A 16,208-nucleotide genomic window follows, 5' to 3' on the forward strand; every position below is an offset into this window, starting at 1 on the left:
CCCCCCCCCTCTCCCCCCCCCCCCCCCCCCCCCCCCCCCCCCCCCCCACGGAGGTGGTGGATCACTGTCAACTAGCCCTTGACCGGGATGGACTGCGCCTTGAGAGCCTCAATGGTCTTGTCCTGTCCCGTCTTCAGTGCCTCGGTGAGCGTCTGCGATCCGGAGAGCACCGCGGAGAAGCCGTCGGCGACATCCGTGTACGTCTGCGTCATCGTCGGACCCCAGACGAAGTCGGGGTTCGTGTCGGCTGCAGCCTGCGCGAAGACCTCGTAGATCTTCTGTCCACCATAGAACTCGAGGCCCTCGGAGAACACCGGGAGCTTCTGGCCCTCGACCGTTGCCGGGTAGATGTTCGCCGTCTTGTTCATCGAGGTGAGCGCGTCGGCGTCGGTGTTGAGCCAGAGAGCGAACTTGGCTGCCTCGTAGGGGTGCTTGCTTCCCTTGAGGACTGCCGTCGTCGACCCGCCCCAGTTTCCTGCGGAGCTCTCGCCAGCCGACCACTGCGGCATGGGGGCAACGGCCCACTTGCCCGAGGTGTCTGGAGCACCGCTCGAGATGGTGTTGGCACCCCAGACCGCGGAGACCCAGGTCCACAGCTCACCGGAGTTGTAGGCGGCGTTCCACTCGTCGGTCCACGGCGGGTACTTCGCGACGAGGTCTCCGTCGATCAGGCCCTGCCAGTACTCGGCCACCTGCGTCGACTCGGGGGAGTCGAGCGTGACAGACCACTCGTCGCCGTCGTTGGCGAACCACTGGCCGCCCGCCTGCCAGACGAGGCCCGCGAAGGCGTTGATGTCGGACTGCGAGAAGTTGGTGATGTAGCCACCCTGCGCGCGGATCTGCTCCGCAGCCGCCGCGTACTCATCCCATGTCGTCGGGATCTCGATGCCAGCCGCCTCGAAGAGGTCGGCGCGGTAGTACAGCGCCTCTGGGCCGGTGTCCTGCGGGATTCCATAGACCGAGCCCTCCTCGCCGAAGGTGACCTGGCTCCAGGTCCAGTCGATGAACTGGTCCTGTGCGTCGGCGACACCGGCGCAGTCGGCGATGTTGACGAGGCCGTCCTGCACGCGGAAGTTCGGCAGCGCGTCGAACTCGATCTGGCCGAGGTCTGGCGCGTTGCCGGCCTCGATCTGGTTGAAGAAGTTCTGGTACGTGCCGCCGTTGCCGTTGGGGCCGGTCTGCACGGTGACCTGGATGTCGGGGTTCTCGTCGTTCCAGATAGCGACAGCTTCGTCGATACCCGGGAGCCAGCTCGTGAACGTCAGTTCGACGGGGCCGTCGGACGGAGCGCAGTCTGCGCTGGATTCTGCCGGAGCCGTGGTTGCACACGCGGTCAGCGCGAACGCCGACAGCACGACCAACGCACTGGCACGGAGTGCTATGCGGTGAGACATGGTTGTTCCTTTCTTGCCTTCGGGGAATTGCAGGGGGCCCGATCGAGGTCGACTCTCGACCGGGGGTCTATGGGGCTCACTTGATCGCCCCCGCCCCGAGGCCGCCGCGCCAGAAGCGCTGCAGCCCGAGGAAGGCGATGATGAGCGGGATGATGGATAACAGGGCGCCGATGATGACGTAGGCCCGGATCTCGGGGATCTGGCTCACCTGCGTGTTCCAGACGTAGAGCCCGAGCGTCACCGGGAACAGCGACTGGTCGCGCAGCATGATGAGCGGGAGGAAGAAGTTGTTCCAGATCGACACGAACTGGAACAGGAAGATCGTCACCATGGCCGGGGTCATGAGCTTGGTCGAGACGGTGAAGAAGGTGCGAACCTCTCCTGCCCCGTCGATGCGGGCGGCCTCGATGAGCTCGTCTGGCACGCTCGACGAGGCGTAGATGCGGGCGAGGTAGACGCCGAAGGGGCTCACGAGGCTCGGAAGGAACACCGACCAGAACGTGTTGGTCGCCCCGATCTGGCTGAACAGCAGGAACAGCGGAAGGGCGAGCGCGGTGGCTGGCACGAGCACGCCGCCGAGAATCACGTTGAACGCGAGCTCCCGCCCCCGGAAGGCGTACTTGGCGAGCGCGTATCCTGCCATCGTCGCGATGAGGGTCGCGATCGCGGCGCCGGTGACGGCGTACAGGATGCTGTTCAGCATCCAGCGAAGGAACACGCCGTCCTCGTAGGCGACCAGCTTGCCTATGTTGGCGAACAGCTCGAAGTCGGCGAAGGCGAGGGGCGACGTCGTCGTGAACTGCTCACGGCTCTTCGAGGAGGCGACGACGAGCCACCAGATCGGCACGAGGAAGTACAGCGTGCAGATGACCATGATGAGCATGGCCGCGCTGCGAGAGAGCAGGCTCTCTCGGCCGGCGCCGCGACGGGTGGTTGTTGCAGTGGTCATCGGACTGCACTCCTCTGGGTGAGCTTGAGCACGGTGAACGACAGGGCGAAGGTGAACAGCGCGAGCACGACGGAGAACGCTGCTGCGAGGTGCGTGTTGGGCACGGAGGCCGTCGAGTAGATGGTGAGGTTCGGCGTGAAGGTGCTGGTCACGCTCGAGGTGAAGCTCTGGAACACCTGCGGCTCTGCGATGAGCTGCAGGGTGCCGATGATCGAGAAGATGGCGGTGAGCACGATGGCTGGCGCAACCAGCGGGATCTTGATCGAGAGCGCGATGCGGGCCTGCGATGCGCCATCCAGCCGCGCCGCCTCGAAGATCTCTGCCGGGATCGACAGCAGCGCAGAGTAGATGATCAGCATGTTGTAGCCGACGTAGATCCACGTGACGACGTTGGCGATCGCCCACAGCACGAGGTCGGCGCTGAGGAAGTCGACCTGCTTCGTGACGGCCGTGAACGGCGAGAGGTTGGGCGAGTAGAGGAAGCCCCACATGATCGCCGCGATGACACCGGGAACGGCGTATGGCACGAAGAACGCGAGCCGGAAGAAGCGCTTGCCCGCCACGAGCGGCGAGTCGAGCAGCAGGGCGAGCAGCAGTGCGAGGCCGAGCATGATCGGCACCTGCACGACGCCGAAGGTGAGCACGCGGCCGATGGACGACCAGAACGGGCCGTCCTGGAAGACCCGCGCGTACTGCACCAGCCCGCCGAAGACCTCGGTGGCTGGGCCGAAGGTGCCGTCGCGCTCCACGGTCAGCAGCGACTGGTAGATCGCGTAGCCGACCGGCACGAGGTAGAACAGGGCGAACAGGATGCCGAAGGGCACGAGGAAGACCGCGATCGCCCGCTTGTGGCTGACCTTCGCTCGCCGCCCGGCTACTGCTGTGCTGGCAGTCATGAGTTGTCCTTTCTGGTGCGCACGACGCGCACGAGGCCTGGACCGACCTCGATGGCTCCGGCGACGGTCTCGCCGGTGAGAAGCTCCGTGCCGCTGGCGTCGATCACGACGGCGGTGGCGCTGTGGTTGATGACGAAGGTGTACGCGGCGTTTGGGTTCTCTCGCGTGACGACCTCGACATCCGGTCCGAGGTTCGTCGTTGCGACCCCGGCCTCGGCAAGCACCCGGCGCGCGATGCCCTCGAAGGCAAGCTCGTCGAGCTGGGTGGCGACGTACCAGGCGGTGCCATCGCCAGAGGCGTTGCGGGTGATCGCCGGCGAGCCAGCCACGGGTCCGTCGACGAAGGTGTCGACGACCGCGGCGGTCGTGGGGCGAACGCGCTCCGTCCAGGTGTGCGCGGCGGCGCCGCTCGAGAGGGCGACGATCTCGCTCGGCAGCAGCGGGAGGTACTCCTCTGTCCACGCGCCGAGCACGCCGACGAAGGCGCCGGGCCCGGCGGTGCCGCCGATGCGCACCCGGTCGCTCTCGTCGACCACGCCGGAGAAGAACGTGACGAGTGCCGTGCCGCCTGCGGCGACGAACGACTCGAGGTTCGCGGCCTCTGCATCGCTCACGAGGTAGAGGCACGGGGCGACGACGACGGCATAGTCGGAGAGGTCGGCGTCGGCCCGCACGATGTCGACGGTGACGCCGGTGCGGCGCAGGGCCTCGTAGGCGGCGTGCACCTGCTCGAGGTAGCGCACCGACTGCGACGGCATCGAGTCGGTCTCTGCCGCCCACCACGACGGCCAGGAGAAGACGAGGGCGACGGATGCCGCAACACGCGACCCGGCGACCTCGCCGACCGCGGCGAGCGCTGCAGACAGCTCCGTCGCCTCGCGCCAGATGGCGGAGTCCGTTCCGGCGTGCGGCAGCAGCGCGGAGTGGAACTTCTCCGCTCCCTGGCGGGAGGCCCGCCACTGGAAGAAGCAGATGCTGTCTGCTCCGCGGGCGATGTGGCTGAAGGTGTTGCGCAGCATCTCGCCGTCGTGCTTCGCGACGTTCTGGGGCTGCCAGCTGACGGCCGATGTCGACTGCTCCATGAGCATCCACGGGTCTCCGCCGGCGAGGCCGCGGGTGAGGTCGGCGGCGAACGAGAGCTCGCTCGTCGGGTGCGCGAGCCGGTGGTCGAGGTAGTGGTCGTTCGCGACGATGTCGACCTCGGGGGCCCAGCTCCAGTAGTCGAGGGCCCGGATGTGCGCTGTCACCATGAAGTTGGTGGTCACGGGGGCCGCGCTGCCGGCCCGCACGATCGCCGCCTCCGCCCGGTAGTAGTCGAGCAGCTCGTCGGAGCTGAAGCGGCAGAAGTCGAGGTACTGCGAGGGGTTCGCGGCAGAGATGGTGCGCCGCGGGGGCAGCACCTCGGCGAACTCCGAGTAGCGCTGGCTCCAGAAGGAGGTGCCCCACGCCGCATTGAGCGCCTCGATGCTCTCGTAGCGCCGCTCGAGCCACCGGCGGAACGCGCGGGCAGACTCGTCGCAGAAGCAGTGGGCGTTGTGGCAGCCGAGCTCGTTCGAGACGTGCCAGATCGCCACCGCGGGGTGGTCGCCGTAGCGCTCGACGACGCGGGAGACGAGGCCGAGTGCTGCCTCGCGGAACACGGGGGAGCTCGGGCACCATGCCTGCCGGCCGCCCGGCCAGCGCGTGGTGCCGTCGTCGGCGACGGGCAGGATCTCTGGATGCGCCGTGGTGAGCCACGGCGGCGGGGAGGAGGTGCCGGTGCCGAGGTTCACCCGGATGCCGTTGGCGTGCATGAGCTCGATGATCGCGTCGAGGCCCTCGAAGTCGTACTCGCCGGCGCGTGGCTCGAGCGATGCCCAGCCGAAGATGTTGATGGCGACCAGGCCGACGCCGAGCTGGCGCATGAGGGCGGCATCCTCTGTCCACGTCTCGCGCGGCCACTGCTCCGGGTTGTAGTCGCAGCCGAGCACAACGCCGTCGCCGATGCGAACGGGGGAGGGCTTGCTGTGCACGGGAGTCTCCTGGCGGTGTCAACGACGGTGTTGTCCGATCCCGTTCTGTGAACGTGCACAGAATTGCGAGAAGCTCATGCGATCGCGCAATGTGGGAACGTTCACAGAGTAGACACGCAACTTTCGTAATGTCAACTGGAGACTCGTTTCGTTATCAATGCGTGAACGTGCACACACCCGCAATTCCGGGCACTAGCATGAGGGCATGGCCCAGAACGGCGCACGACCGCGGCGCGCGACGATCTTCGATGTCGCCGCAGAGGCCAACGTCTCGCGGGGCACGGTCTCCCGCTATCTCAACGACGAGCCGTATGTCTCCGAGGCCTCTCGCGATGCCATTGAGAAGGCCATCGCCAAGGTCGGCTACGTGCGCAACATGGCCGCCCGCAACCTCGTGACGCAGCGCACCCGCGCGGTCGGCCTGCTCGTGCACGAGCCGCACTCGGTCTTTCTCGAAGACCCCAACATCGGGGCGATCCTGCTGGGCACGAACGCCCGTCTCTCCGAGTCCGACTACCAGCTCGTCTGCCTCATCATCGGCTCCGACCGCGACAGCGCACGGGTCGCGGAGTACCTGCGGGGTGGGTTCGTGGATGGCGTCGTCATCGTCTCCGCCCGCGAGCACGATCCCATCGCGACGGCGATCGCGCAGATCGGGCTCCCGGCGGTGTTCGTCGGGCACCCGTCGACGGCATCCGACATTCCCTACGTCGGCATCGACAACCGCACGGCGGCCCGCGACATCACGACGCGGCTGGTCGCCACCGGCCGCCGCCGGGTCGGCATGATCGCCGCTGCTCTCGACCGCGACTCCGGTGCGGAGCGCCTCGCCGGCTTCCGCGACGCCCTCGGCGCCGACTTCGACCCCAGCCTCGTGATCGACTTCCCGATCTACTCACGCGGCAGCGGCGTCGACGGCATGCGCCGCCTGCTCGAGATCGCACCAGACATCGACGGTGTCTTCGCCGCCTCCGACGCGATCGCCGCCGGCGCCATGGACGTGCTGCGCGAGTCGGGCAGGACGGTGCCAGGCGACGTCGGCATCGTCGGCTTCGACGACAGCGAGTGGGCGATGCGCTGCCAGCCCCAGCTCTCGACCGTTCGCCAACCCGCCGACCTCCTCGGTCGCGAGGCCGCCTCCCTCGTGCTCGAGCTCATCGACGGAGCAGACTCACCGGAGTCGGGCCGGCTGCTGCCGACCGAGGTGCGGTGGCGGGAATCGGCCTAGGCCGGCACCCTGACATCGACCTGCGTCGACCCAGGGCCGATCGAGAAGCCGACCCCGTCCACCTCGTAGTCCCCAAACCAGCCGGAGACCCTCACGCGGCCTCCGGTGTCGGTTCGGAGTTCTGTCGGCGGCATCCACCATTCGTCTTTGATGAGGGAGTGCAGCGCGTCGTAGGAGGGCTTGGTCGTGCCGTCGGAGCGCACGAGGCCGACCGGGGCGCCGAGCCAGGCACCGTCGTCGGTGAGTCCCCAGTAGTTGACGGCCTCGACCGAGGGGTGCGACAGCAGCGAGCGGTAGTGCCGCACGATCTCGTCGGCCTGCCGCGCCTCGCCCTCTGGCGTCGACGGCCAGGAGGGGATCTGGTAGTCGTTGAGGTCGACGATCTCTGGCGGCATGAGGTGGCCGCTCAGCAGGGTGCTCTCGGTGAGGTGCAGCGGAAGGCCGTAGCGCGCGAAGCGCTCGACCATGGCGAGCATCTTCTCCTCGCCCCAGTAGCCCTGGTGCATGTGGGTCTGCAGCCCGATCGCATCGACCTGGATGCCCGCCTCGAGCACGCCCTCGATGAGGCACTCGTAGGCGCTCGACAGGTCGAAGTCGTTGAGCAGCAGCGTCGCATGCGGGTTCGCGGCGCGCGCCTCCTCGAAGGCAAGACGGATCATCGGGATGCGGCCCTTGGCGAGCGCGAGCCGCGAGATCGCGTTCTCCTCCGCCTCGAACACCGGCATGATGACGACCTCGTTGATGGCGTCCCACGTGTCGATGAGACCGGCGAAGTCGGTTACATCGCGCCGGATGCGCTGCCGCTGCACCGCTTCCACCTCACCGAGCGGGGCATCGGCCAGCCACTCCGGCGCCAGGGTGTGCCAGACGAGCGGGTGTCCCTTCGCGGTCACACCGCGCTCGACGAACCAGCGGACGGCCGCCTGTAGCCGCCGGGTGTCGGGAGCGCCGCGCCGCGGCTCGAACCCCCGCCAGTAGAAGGGCAGGGTCGCGGTGTTGAACAGCTCTAGCCACAGCTCGGCCAGGCGCTCGAGCCCCGCCGTCGCGCCGCCGAAGGCCGAGTCGACCGCACCGCTCTCGCCGTTCGCCAGCGACACGAGGTCGAAGCCGATGTTGCCGAAGGCAAAGGCGTGCCGTGTCTGCCGCACGGTGACGACCGTGTCGGCCACCGGAAGACCGTCGCCACCAATCACTGTGACGACGGCCTCACCGGAGCGGTGGCCCATGGACGAGTCCACGCTCACGACTGTCTCCTTCTCAGGCCGGCCGACGGCTGCGCTGGCTGAACGTCGCGTGCATGGCTCGGTCGTACCCGACAACGCGGGTGTCGCCGGTCAGTTGCACGCTGCGCGTGATCGCGATGTCAGAGCTCGACCGCCCGAACCCGAGCACGATCTCGCCCGGCTCGACGATGCGCTCGCCGGCCCGGCCGGTGAAGTTCGCGAGGTCGGCCGGCACCTCGACAGAGAGGGCGACCTCGCCACCCGCCTCGATGTCGACCCGCACGTAGCCGATGAGCCGCTGCACCGGGCGAACCACTGACGCCACCGGGTCGTGCAGGTAGAGCTGCACGATCTCGGTGCCGGCGCGGTCACCCGTGTTGCGCACGCGCAGCCCGAGGGTCGCCGTGCCGTCGGTCGCGATCGACTGCGGCCCGTGCTCCAGCTCTGTCCACTCGAAGCTCGCGTAGCCGAGGCCGTGCCCGAAGGCGAAGGCCGCGGTGGTGTCGATGTTCGAGACGCCGCTCTTGCGCGCAAGCGGAGAGGCGAGGTATGTCGACGGCTGCGCTCCGGCGCTCGCCGGCACACTCACCGGCAGGCGGCCGCTCGGGTTGATGCGACCGCTCAGCACGCCCGCGATCGCGTGCGTTCCCTCCTCGCCGGGGAAGAAGGTCTGCACGATGGCCGCGGCATCCGTCACGGCGGAGCCGAGAGCGTAGGGGCGTCCTGCGAGCAGCACGACGATGGTCGGGGTTCCCGTGGCGATGACGGCGTCGAGCAGTTGCTGCTGGGCGCCGGGCAGCGCGAGCGACTCTGCGTCGCATCCCTCGCCGCTGGTTCCGCGGCCGAACAGCCCGGCACGGTCGCCGAGCGCGACGATGGCGACGTCGGCACCCCGTGCTGCGGCGACCGCGGTCTCGATGTCGTCGGTCTCTCCGCCGTCGATGGTGGTGCCCTGCACGTGCTCGATGGTGCTGCCGGCGAACTCCGCCGTCAGGGTGTCGACGAGGGTCGGCAGCTCGATGCCCACCGGCTCGCCGGGGTGCTGCACGCCGACGTGCGCGGGGAAGGAGTAGCAGCCGAGCACCGCGAAGGGGTCGGTGGCGGTCGGGCCGACGGCAGCGATTCGCGCGGGACGAGCCAGTGGAAGGATGCCGTTGTTGCGCAGCAGGATCACCGACTGCTCCGCGATCTCCCGCGCAATCGCCCGGTTGGCGGCGGAGTCGAGGTCGATCGCCGCGCGCACGGCCTCGATGTCGTCGAGGTCGACGCCGGCGAGCGCCTCAGGCACCGGCGACCAGTCGGGGTCGAGCAGGCCGAGCTCTGCCTTCTGCGAGAGCACGCGGTGAAGGGCGCGGTCGATGAGTCGCTCGTCGACGCGACCGTCGCGCACGGCATCGCGCAGGGGAGCGCCGAAGGTCTTGACGGTCGGCAGCTCGACGTCGACGCCGGCGGCCAGAGCCGCACCGGCCGCCTCTGCCCAGTCCCCGGCCACACCGTGCAGGAGCTTGAGGAAGGCGATGCCGAAGTAGTCGGCGACGACCGTGCCGTCGAAACCCCAGACGTCGCGCAGCAAGGTCGTGAGCAGGCTCTCGTCCGCCGCCGACGGCACGCCGTCGATGTCGGTGTAGGCGTGCATGACGGAGCGGGGCTTCGCCTCGCGCATGACCATCTCGAAGGGAGGGAGCAGCACGTCGTTCACCTCGCGCTGGCCGATCGAGACCGGGGCGAGGTTGCGTCCTGCTTTCGATGCGGAGTAGCCGACGAAGTGCTTGAGGGTCGCGACGATGCCGGCCGACTCCAGGCCCTTCACGTAGGCGGTTCCGATGGTGCCGATGAGGTACGGGTCTTCTCCGATGGTCTCCTCGACGCGGCCCCAGCGCGCGTCGCGCACGACGTCGAGCACTGGAGCGAGGCCCTGGTGAATGCCGACCGAGCGCATGTCGCGGCCGATCTGGCGCGACATCCGCTCGACGATGGCCGGGTTGAACGTTGCACCCCACGACAGCGGAACCGGGTAGGCGGTCGCCCCCCACGTCGCGAACCCGGCGAGGCACTCCTCGTGGGCAACGGCAGGGATGCCGAACCGGCCAGACCGCGCGATCTTCGCCTGGTAGCGCAGCAGCGACAGTGCTCCGAGCCCCGGATTCACCGGGGCGCTGCCGAACGGACGGGTCAGCTGGCCGAGCCCGTCGGGCAGCAGCGCGTCGAGGTCGATCGCATCGTCGAGGTCGTGCTGGTGCGGGGCGACGTCGCCGCCCTCCTTCGAGGCTCCGACCCACACGCCGAACAGCTGCGCGATCTTCTCCTCAAGCGTGAGCTCGGCGATGAGGGCGTCGACCCGGTCGCCGAGTGGCGCGCTCGGGTCGTTCCAGACCGAAACCGTGCTTGTCATGGCTGGCCCTATCCCTTCACTGCGCCCGTGAGGCCGCCGACGATGCGACGCTCTGCCAGCGTGAAGAAGAGCAGGGCGGGAATCATCGCGAGCGAGGTGAACGCGAGCACGCCTGCCGTGTCGGCCGAGTACTGCGTCGAGAACTGCTGCACGCCGAGCGGCAGCGTGTAGTTCGCCTGACCGGCGCCGCCCGCGCCGAGCACGAACAGCGGCAGAAGGTAGCCGTTCCAGCTGTTGACGAAGGCGAGCACGCCGACCGTCACGAGCCCTGGCCCCGAAAGGGGAAGCAGGATGCGCCAGAAGAACCCGATGCGGCTCGTTCCGTCGATCATCGCCGCCTCCTCGAGTTCCCTCGGGATCGCCCGGAGGAACGGCACGAGGATGATGACGGTCGTCGGCAACGCGAACGCAATCTGCGGAATGATGACGCCGAGCGGCGAGCCGTTGAGCCCGAGGGTGCGCAGCATGATCGAGAGCGGCAGGATCGCGACGCTGATCGGGAACAGCAGTCCGGCCGTGAACAGCGCGTACAGGCCGTTGCGTGCCTTGAACTCGTAGCGCGCGATCACGAACGCGGCCATGACCCCGAAGACGACGACGCCAAGGGTGGTTCCCACCGCGATGAGGGTGCTCGTGCCAGCCTGGTTCCAGAACAGGGTGTCCTCGCCGAAGAGCACGCGCCCGTAGTTGGCGAAGGTCCAGGGGTCTGGCCAGCCGGCCAGGCTCTCGTTGATCTGCTTCGTCGTGCGGAACCCGTTGATCACGATGTAGGCGACGGGAACAACGGTCGCGCAGATCACGATGAGCGCGACGAGGTAGACGATCGGCGAGCTGAGGTCGAGCTTGCGGCGTGCTCGCACGCCGTCGGTGCTGGCGATGGCCATCAGCGGCCCCTTCCGGTCGTCGCGCCCTCGAGGTCGCGGTTGAGGGCGAAGCGCTGGTAGACGAGCGCGATCACCAGTGAGATGACAAACAGGATGACCGCGACGGCCGTGCCGAATCCGATCTGCTGTCGAGAGCTGCCGATCTCGACGAGATAGGTCGCCATGGTGGCGCTCGAGAAGTTCGGGCCGCCCTTCGTAGTCACCCAGACCATGTCGAAGAGCTGGAGCGATCCGATGATCGATAGGAACGTCCAGATGCGGATGGTGGGGCCGAGGAGGGGGAGCGTGATGTGGCGCTGCGTCTGCCACCAGCTCGCTCCGTCGATCTGCGCGGCCTCGCTGAGCTCCTCTGGAACGCCCTGCAGGCCGGCGAGCATGAGCAGCACGGCGAAGCCGACGTACTTCCACGTGAGGATGAGGAACATCGTCCACATGACGACGTCGGGCTCCGCGAGCCAGTTGGGCTTGTCGCCCTTCCAGCCGAGGAAGTCGAGGAAGGTGTCGAAGCCGGCGTTGGGAAGCAGGAGGAGCTTCCACGCGAGAGCGGCGACGACCTCGCTGAGCACGTAGGGGATGAAGATGAGGAGGCGCAGCAGCGCACGACCGCGCATCTTGCGGTTGAGCAGCAGCGCGAGCCCGATGGCGAGCGGTCCCTGGATGAGGAGCGAGAGCGCGAGGATGAAGAAGTTGTGCCCGATCGCGCTGATGAACACCGGGTCGCCGAACGCCCGGGTGTAGTTCTCGATGCCGACGAATCGGTTGCAGTAGTTGGGGCCGAGCGAGCCGTTGGCGGCGTAGGCCTCGATGCAGGTCGGGTCGACGAGGGGTCCGAGACCGTCCCAGCGGAAGACGCTGTAGAACGCGGCGAGCAGGATCGGGAGGATCACGAGCCCGACGTAGAAGAGGAGGGCAGGGCCGGCGAAGAGGCCGATCTCCAGCCGCTTCCGGGTGAGGTTTGACATGGTTTCCTTGAGGGCAGGGCACGCGAGGACGGGGCGGGGGTCGGGCCCGCGGATGACCGCGGCCCAGACCGGTTGAGATGCTTGCCGACGCTGGTTAGAGCGTCTTTACCGCGTCCTGGATCGAGGTGACGATGTCCTCCGACGTGCCGTTGCCTGCGAACAGGTTGACGATGCCGTCGTTCATGGCGCCACCGACGGTTGCACCGTAGGCGGTGTCGAGCCACAGCTGCACGTAGGTGGCCTTCTTGAGACCGGCGAGAACCTGCTGGAGGTTCGCGTCGGAGACGCCTGCCTCAGAGCCCGGCGTGACCGGGAGGCCGGCGCCGATCTCGCCGAAGCGGGTCTGCACGTCGACGCTCACGATGTAGGCGAGCAGCTCTGCGCACTCGGGCGGGGAGTCAGCGGAGCACGAGAATCCGTCTCCACCTCCGAGGGCGGCCGTCGGGTCGCCGTCGGTTCCCTCGATACCCGGGAAGTTGAACCAGCCGAGGAATGCGGGAGGCGTTGCCTCTCCGCCGGACTCCTCGGCGAGGATTCCGCCCATGGTTCCGGGGTTCCAGTGGCCCATGAGCTCCATGCCGGCGTTGCCGGTGGCGAGCAGGCCAGCGGAGCTTCCCGCGCCCTCCTGCGCCGTGGTGCCGAGGTAGCCCTCCTGGAAGGGCTGGGTTGCGAGGAACTCGGTGAGGTAGTCGCCGGCCTCAACGAAGCACGGGTCGTCGAAGGTCAGGGTCGCCTGAGCGGCGGAGAGCACCTCTGGCGAGCACGACTTCAGAGCGAAGTTGTACCAGTAGTGCGCTGCCGGCCACTTGCTGCCTGCACCGACGGCGATCGGGGCGACGTCGATCGCCTTGAGCTTGTCGATCGCGTCGTAGAGGTCGTCGAGCGTCTCGGGCGTTCCCTCGATGCCGGCCTGCGCGAAGAGGTCCTTGTTGTACCAGAAGCCCTCGATGCCGAAGCTGAAGGGAAGGCCGTAGGTCTTGCCGTCGACCTGCCACGGAGAGACGGTGCCGCCGATGGCCTCGACCTCGTCGGCTACGTCTGCGCTGATGTCCTTGACCTGGCCGGCACGCACCTGGGCGGCGAGCTCGCCGGCGCCCCACTGCTGGAAGAGGTCGGGCGCGTCACCGGAGCGGAGGGCGTTGGGGATGAGGGTGCGCTGCAGGTCCTCGTTCTGGAATCCCTCGACCTTGATGGTCACGTTGGGGTGCTCGGCCTCGAACTCGTCGGCCACGTCCTGCCAGAATCCGGCCAGCGGGTCGGCCGTCGCGTTGTGCCACCACGTGAGGGTGACCTTCTCGTTGCTGGTGTCGCCACCAGCGGGGGCACAGGCAGCGAGGCCAGCGAGGGTGACAGATGCCACCGCTCCCGTGGCCAGCAGCCGCATCATGCTGCGTTTGTTCATCATTGAACGCCTCTCGAAAGTTTCGACATCTCTGTCGAAAGTGATTAGGATGGGTTGAGCTTAGGCAGTAGCCTCGGGTTGCACAAGTTGTGTACGGCAACAAATAGAAAACGGTTTGCCAATGGTCGATAGCAACCAGCGGGTGAGACTTAACGAATTAGCTGGTGAGGCGGGTGTTTCGCTCTCAACGGTGTCTAAGGTGCTCAATGGGCGATCGGACGTGTCTGCCGCCACGCGCGCCAAGATCGAGGAGATTCTCGACCGCCAGGGCTACCAGCGCCGCACCGGACTCTCCAACAGAGCGACCCTCATCGAGCTCGTCTTTCCAGAACTCGAGACCGCCTGGGCCATGGAGATCATCCGCGGCGTCGAAAATGTCGCTCGCGCGAACGGTTTGAGCGTTGTGCTCACCGAGTCCGGCGATCGCCATGCTCCCGCCCCGGAGTGGATCGAGGGCGTGCTGCGCCGCCGCCCCGTCGGGGTCGTGCTGGTCTTCTCCGATCTGGCGGATGAGGCGAAGGCCAAACTGCGCTCCCGCGCCATCCCATTCGTCGTCGTCGACCCGGCTGGCGACCCTGCGCCCGACGTTCCTTCGGTCGGATCGGCCAACTGGTCTGGCGGGCTCATGGCCACCCGTCACCTCATCGAGCTCGGCCACACCCGCATCGCGGCGATCACCGGTCGCGAAGACATGATGTGCTCCTTCGCACGCCTCGACGGCTACCGCTCCGCCATGAACTCGGCGGGGCTCGAGGTCGACCCGCGCTTCGTGCTGTTCGGCAACTTCCAGGTCGACGGCGGCAGGGAGGCCGCGCTGAGCCTTCTCACCCTCGAGGATCGTCCGACGGCGATCTTCGCCGGCAGCGACCTGCAGGCCCTCGGCGTCATCGACGCGGCCCGCACACTCGGACTGCGGGTGCCGCGCGACCTGTCGATCGTCGGCTACGACGACCTGCAGCTCGCCGAGTGGTCGAGCCCTGCCCTCACGACCATCCACCAGCCGCTCACGGCCATGGCGGAGGAGGCGGCACGGCTCGTCGTGCGCATGAGCACGGCACCGCTCGAGACGATCCCGCGCATGGACCTCGCCACGCGCCTCGTCGTTCGCGAGAGCACGGCGAAGCCGCACATCAAGGGCTAGGCGCGAGCGGCGTACTGCTCCCGGATCACGGGGCGGTAGTCGAGCGCGGGTGCGGACAGAGTGTCGACGGGCCACTCGGGCAGCGAGCCACCGAGTGCCCAGGCGGCCTGCCGTGCCGCTCCGAGCGCGACGTACTCTCCCGGGGTCGGCACCGTGACCGGCACGGGGAACACCTGCGCTGCGATCGCCTGAACCGCGGGGTTCTGGGCGGCACCGCCGATCAGCACGATGCGCGACGGGGTGACGCCCGCGCGCTCGATCGCCGCGAGTCCGTCGGCGAGGGCGCACAGCATCCCCTCGATCGCCGCCCTCGCGAGATTGGGCCGCGAGGTGGAGGCGAGGGTGAGGCCGAACAGGGTGGCCGTCGCGTCGGGCAGGTTGGGCGTGCGCTCTCCCTCGAAGTACGGCTTCAGCACGAGCCCGCCGGATCCCGGCTCCGCGGTCAGCGCGAGTCGACCAAGCTCGTCGTAGTCGACGCCGAGCAGTCCGGCGACGGAGTCGAGGATGCGGGCCGCGTTGAGGGTGGCGACGAGCGGGAGGAAGTGGCCGCTCGCATCCGCGAAGCCGGCGACGGTCGCATCGTGCACCGGTGTCGGCGTGACGGCGAACACCGTTCCGCTCGTGCCGATGCTCACGACGACATCGCCGGGCGCCGCGCCGAGGCCGAGGGCCGCGCCGGCGTTGTCGCCAGCGCCCGCGCCGATGGCGATGGCCCCGTCGCCGATGTTCTCACCGGGCTCCGCCACCCGTGGAAGGATCGCATCGTGTCCGAGCGAGAGCTGCAGCAGATCGCGGTCGTACTCGCCGGTTGCCGGGTTCCAGTAGCTGGTGCCGCTCGCATCCGACCGGTCGGTCACGAGCTGGTCGAGCTGCGGGTTCTCTGGCCCGAAACCGCGCAGGCGCCAGGTCAGCCAGTCGTGGGGGAGGGCGACCGCGGCGACACGGGCGGCGTTCTCCGGCTCGGTGTCGCGCAGCCAGCGCAGCTTGGTCGCCGTGAAGCTCGCCACGGGAACGCTGCCCGTGCGCTCCACGAGCGCCTCGACGCCGAGTTCTGCGATGAGGTCTGCCGCCGCCTGCGCGGAGCGCGTGTCGTTCCACAGCAGGGCGGGGCGGATGACGCTGCCGCCCTCGTCGAGCACCACCATTCCGTGTTGCTGGCCTGCGATCGAGATCGCGGCGACGTCATCGAGACCGCCGGCGTCGGCGATGGCCGACTGCATGGCATCCCACCACGCATCCGGATGCACCTCGGTGCCCGCGGGGTGGCTTGCGCGCCCCTCGCGAACAGCCGCGCCCGTCGCGGCGTCGCGGACGACGACCTTGCAACTCTGGGTGGACGAGTCGACTCCGGCAACGAGGGGCATGGGGTTCTCCTAGGTAACGATGGAGGGCGCCGAGCGTTGCAGCCCGGCGCCCTGTCAATCTCATGACGGTGTCTGCTCACGCCGCACGGGCTAGAAAGACACGTCGGTGTCTTTCTAGCCGCGTGCGCCCATCAGGTGCTCGGTGGCCAGCTGCTGCAGGCGAACGAAGCCGAAGCCCTTGCCGTTGAAGTACGAGCCGGCGTCGAAGTCCTCGTAGGAGGAGCGATCGGCCAGGAAGTCCTCGTAGCTCTCGCCCTCGGCGAGCGTCGGCACCTGGATCTGGTCGACGCGCGAGGCGGCGAGTGCCTCCTGCACCTCTGGGTCGGCACGGAAGGCCGCAGCGCGCTCCTTGAGCAGCAGG

The 16,208-nt window shown here is 68.2% G+C and carries 12 protein-coding genes and 1 pseudogene; 2 read left to right on the forward strand and 11 right to left on the reverse strand.

What is annotated here, in order from left to right:
• Window positions 1-71: 71 nt before the first annotated feature.
• From AC14A7_RS11180 to AC14A7_RS11195, 4 genes are all read right to left on the reverse strand, one after another.
• Window positions 72-1,394, reverse strand: a complete 1,323-nt coding sequence (locus tag AC14A7_RS11180; RefSeq protein ID WP_484009040.1) for an ABC transporter substrate-binding protein — start codon at window positions 1,392-1,394, stop codon at window positions 72-74.
• Window positions 1,395-1,470: 76 nt separating this feature from the next.
• Complete coding sequence (locus tag AC14A7_RS11185; RefSeq protein ID WP_484009042.1) at window positions 1,471-2,343, reverse strand: carbohydrate ABC transporter permease; 873 nt, start codon at window positions 2,341-2,343, stop codon at window positions 1,471-1,473.
• The gene (locus AC14A7_RS11190; protein ID WP_484009044.1) at window positions 2,340-3,239 is read right to left on the reverse strand and encodes a carbohydrate ABC transporter permease; all 900 of its coding nucleotides are present in this window, start codon (window positions 3,237-3,239) and stop codon (window positions 2,340-2,342) included. The genes AC14A7_RS11185 and AC14A7_RS11190 overlap by 4 nt, the downstream gene beginning before the upstream one ends.
• Complete coding sequence (locus tag AC14A7_RS11195; protein WP_484009046.1) at window positions 3,236-5,251, reverse strand: beta-galactosidase; 2,016 nt, start codon at window positions 5,249-5,251, stop codon at window positions 3,236-3,238. Before AC14A7_RS11195 ends, AC14A7_RS11190 begins: the two co-directional genes overlap by 4 nt.
• Window positions 5,252-5,456: 205 nt before the next feature.
• On the opposite strand from AC14A7_RS11195, the gene AC14A7_RS11200 reads away from it, so the two are divergent.
• The gene (locus AC14A7_RS11200; protein WP_484009048.1) at window positions 5,457-6,479 is read left to right on the forward strand and encodes a LacI family DNA-binding transcriptional regulator; all 1,023 of its coding nucleotides are present in this window, start codon (window positions 5,457-5,459) and stop codon (window positions 6,477-6,479) included.
• Here the strand turns inward: AC14A7_RS11200 and AC14A7_RS11205 are convergent.
• The 5 genes from AC14A7_RS11205 to AC14A7_RS11225 form a co-directional block, all read right to left on the reverse strand.
• The gene (locus AC14A7_RS11205; RefSeq protein ID WP_484009062.1) at window positions 6,476-7,705 is read right to left on the reverse strand and encodes an endo-1,4-beta-xylanase; all 1,230 of its coding nucleotides are present in this window, start codon (window positions 7,703-7,705) and stop codon (window positions 6,476-6,478) included. The genes AC14A7_RS11200 and AC14A7_RS11205 overlap by 4 nt on opposite strands.
• Before the next feature lie 31 nt (window positions 7,706-7,736).
• The gene (locus tag AC14A7_RS11210; protein ID WP_484009050.1) at window positions 7,737-10,094 is read right to left on the reverse strand and encodes a beta-xylosidase/alpha-l-arabinosidase; all 2,358 of its coding nucleotides are present in this window, start codon (window positions 10,092-10,094) and stop codon (window positions 7,737-7,739) included.
• An 8-nt stretch (window positions 10,095-10,102) separates the two neighbouring features.
• Window positions 10,103-10,978 (reverse strand): carbohydrate ABC transporter permease, encoded by an 876-nt coding sequence (locus tag AC14A7_RS11215; RefSeq protein ID WP_484009052.1) that lies wholly within the window; start codon window positions 10,976-10,978, stop codon window positions 10,103-10,105.
• Window positions 10,978-11,940: a carbohydrate ABC transporter permease gene (locus AC14A7_RS11220; protein WP_484009054.1), complete on the reverse strand. Its 963-nt coding sequence runs from the start codon at window positions 11,938-11,940 to the stop codon at window positions 10,978-10,980. Before AC14A7_RS11220 ends, AC14A7_RS11215 begins: the two co-directional genes overlap by 1 nt.
• Before the next feature lie 94 nt (window positions 11,941-12,034).
• Complete coding sequence (locus AC14A7_RS11225) at window positions 12,035-13,345, reverse strand: ABC transporter substrate-binding protein (RefSeq protein WP_484009056.1); 1,311 nt, start codon at window positions 13,343-13,345, stop codon at window positions 12,035-12,037.
• Between the two features lie 118 nt (window positions 13,346-13,463).
• Here AC14A7_RS11225 and AC14A7_RS11230 point away from each other — a divergent pair, with 118 nt between their 5' ends.
• Window positions 13,464-14,483 (forward strand): LacI family DNA-binding transcriptional regulator, encoded by a 1,020-nt coding sequence (locus tag AC14A7_RS11230; protein WP_484009058.1) that lies wholly within the window; start codon window positions 13,464-13,466, stop codon window positions 14,481-14,483.
• Here the strand turns inward: AC14A7_RS11230 and xylB are convergent.
• Together xylB and AC14A7_RS11240 are read right to left on the reverse strand one after the other, a co-directional pair.
• The gene (gene xylB, locus AC14A7_RS11235) at window positions 14,480-15,847 is read right to left on the reverse strand and encodes a xylulokinase (RefSeq protein ID WP_484009060.1); all 1,368 of its coding nucleotides are present in this window, start codon (window positions 15,845-15,847) and stop codon (window positions 14,480-14,482) included. The two genes, AC14A7_RS11230 and xylB, sit on opposite strands and share 4 nt — an antisense overlap.
• Before the next feature lie 114 nt (window positions 15,848-15,961).
• Window positions 15,962-16,208: pseudogene (locus tag AC14A7_RS11240) on the reverse strand (xylose isomerase); the annotation flags it as partial.

This window comes from Conyzicola sp., from assembly GCF_057073975.1.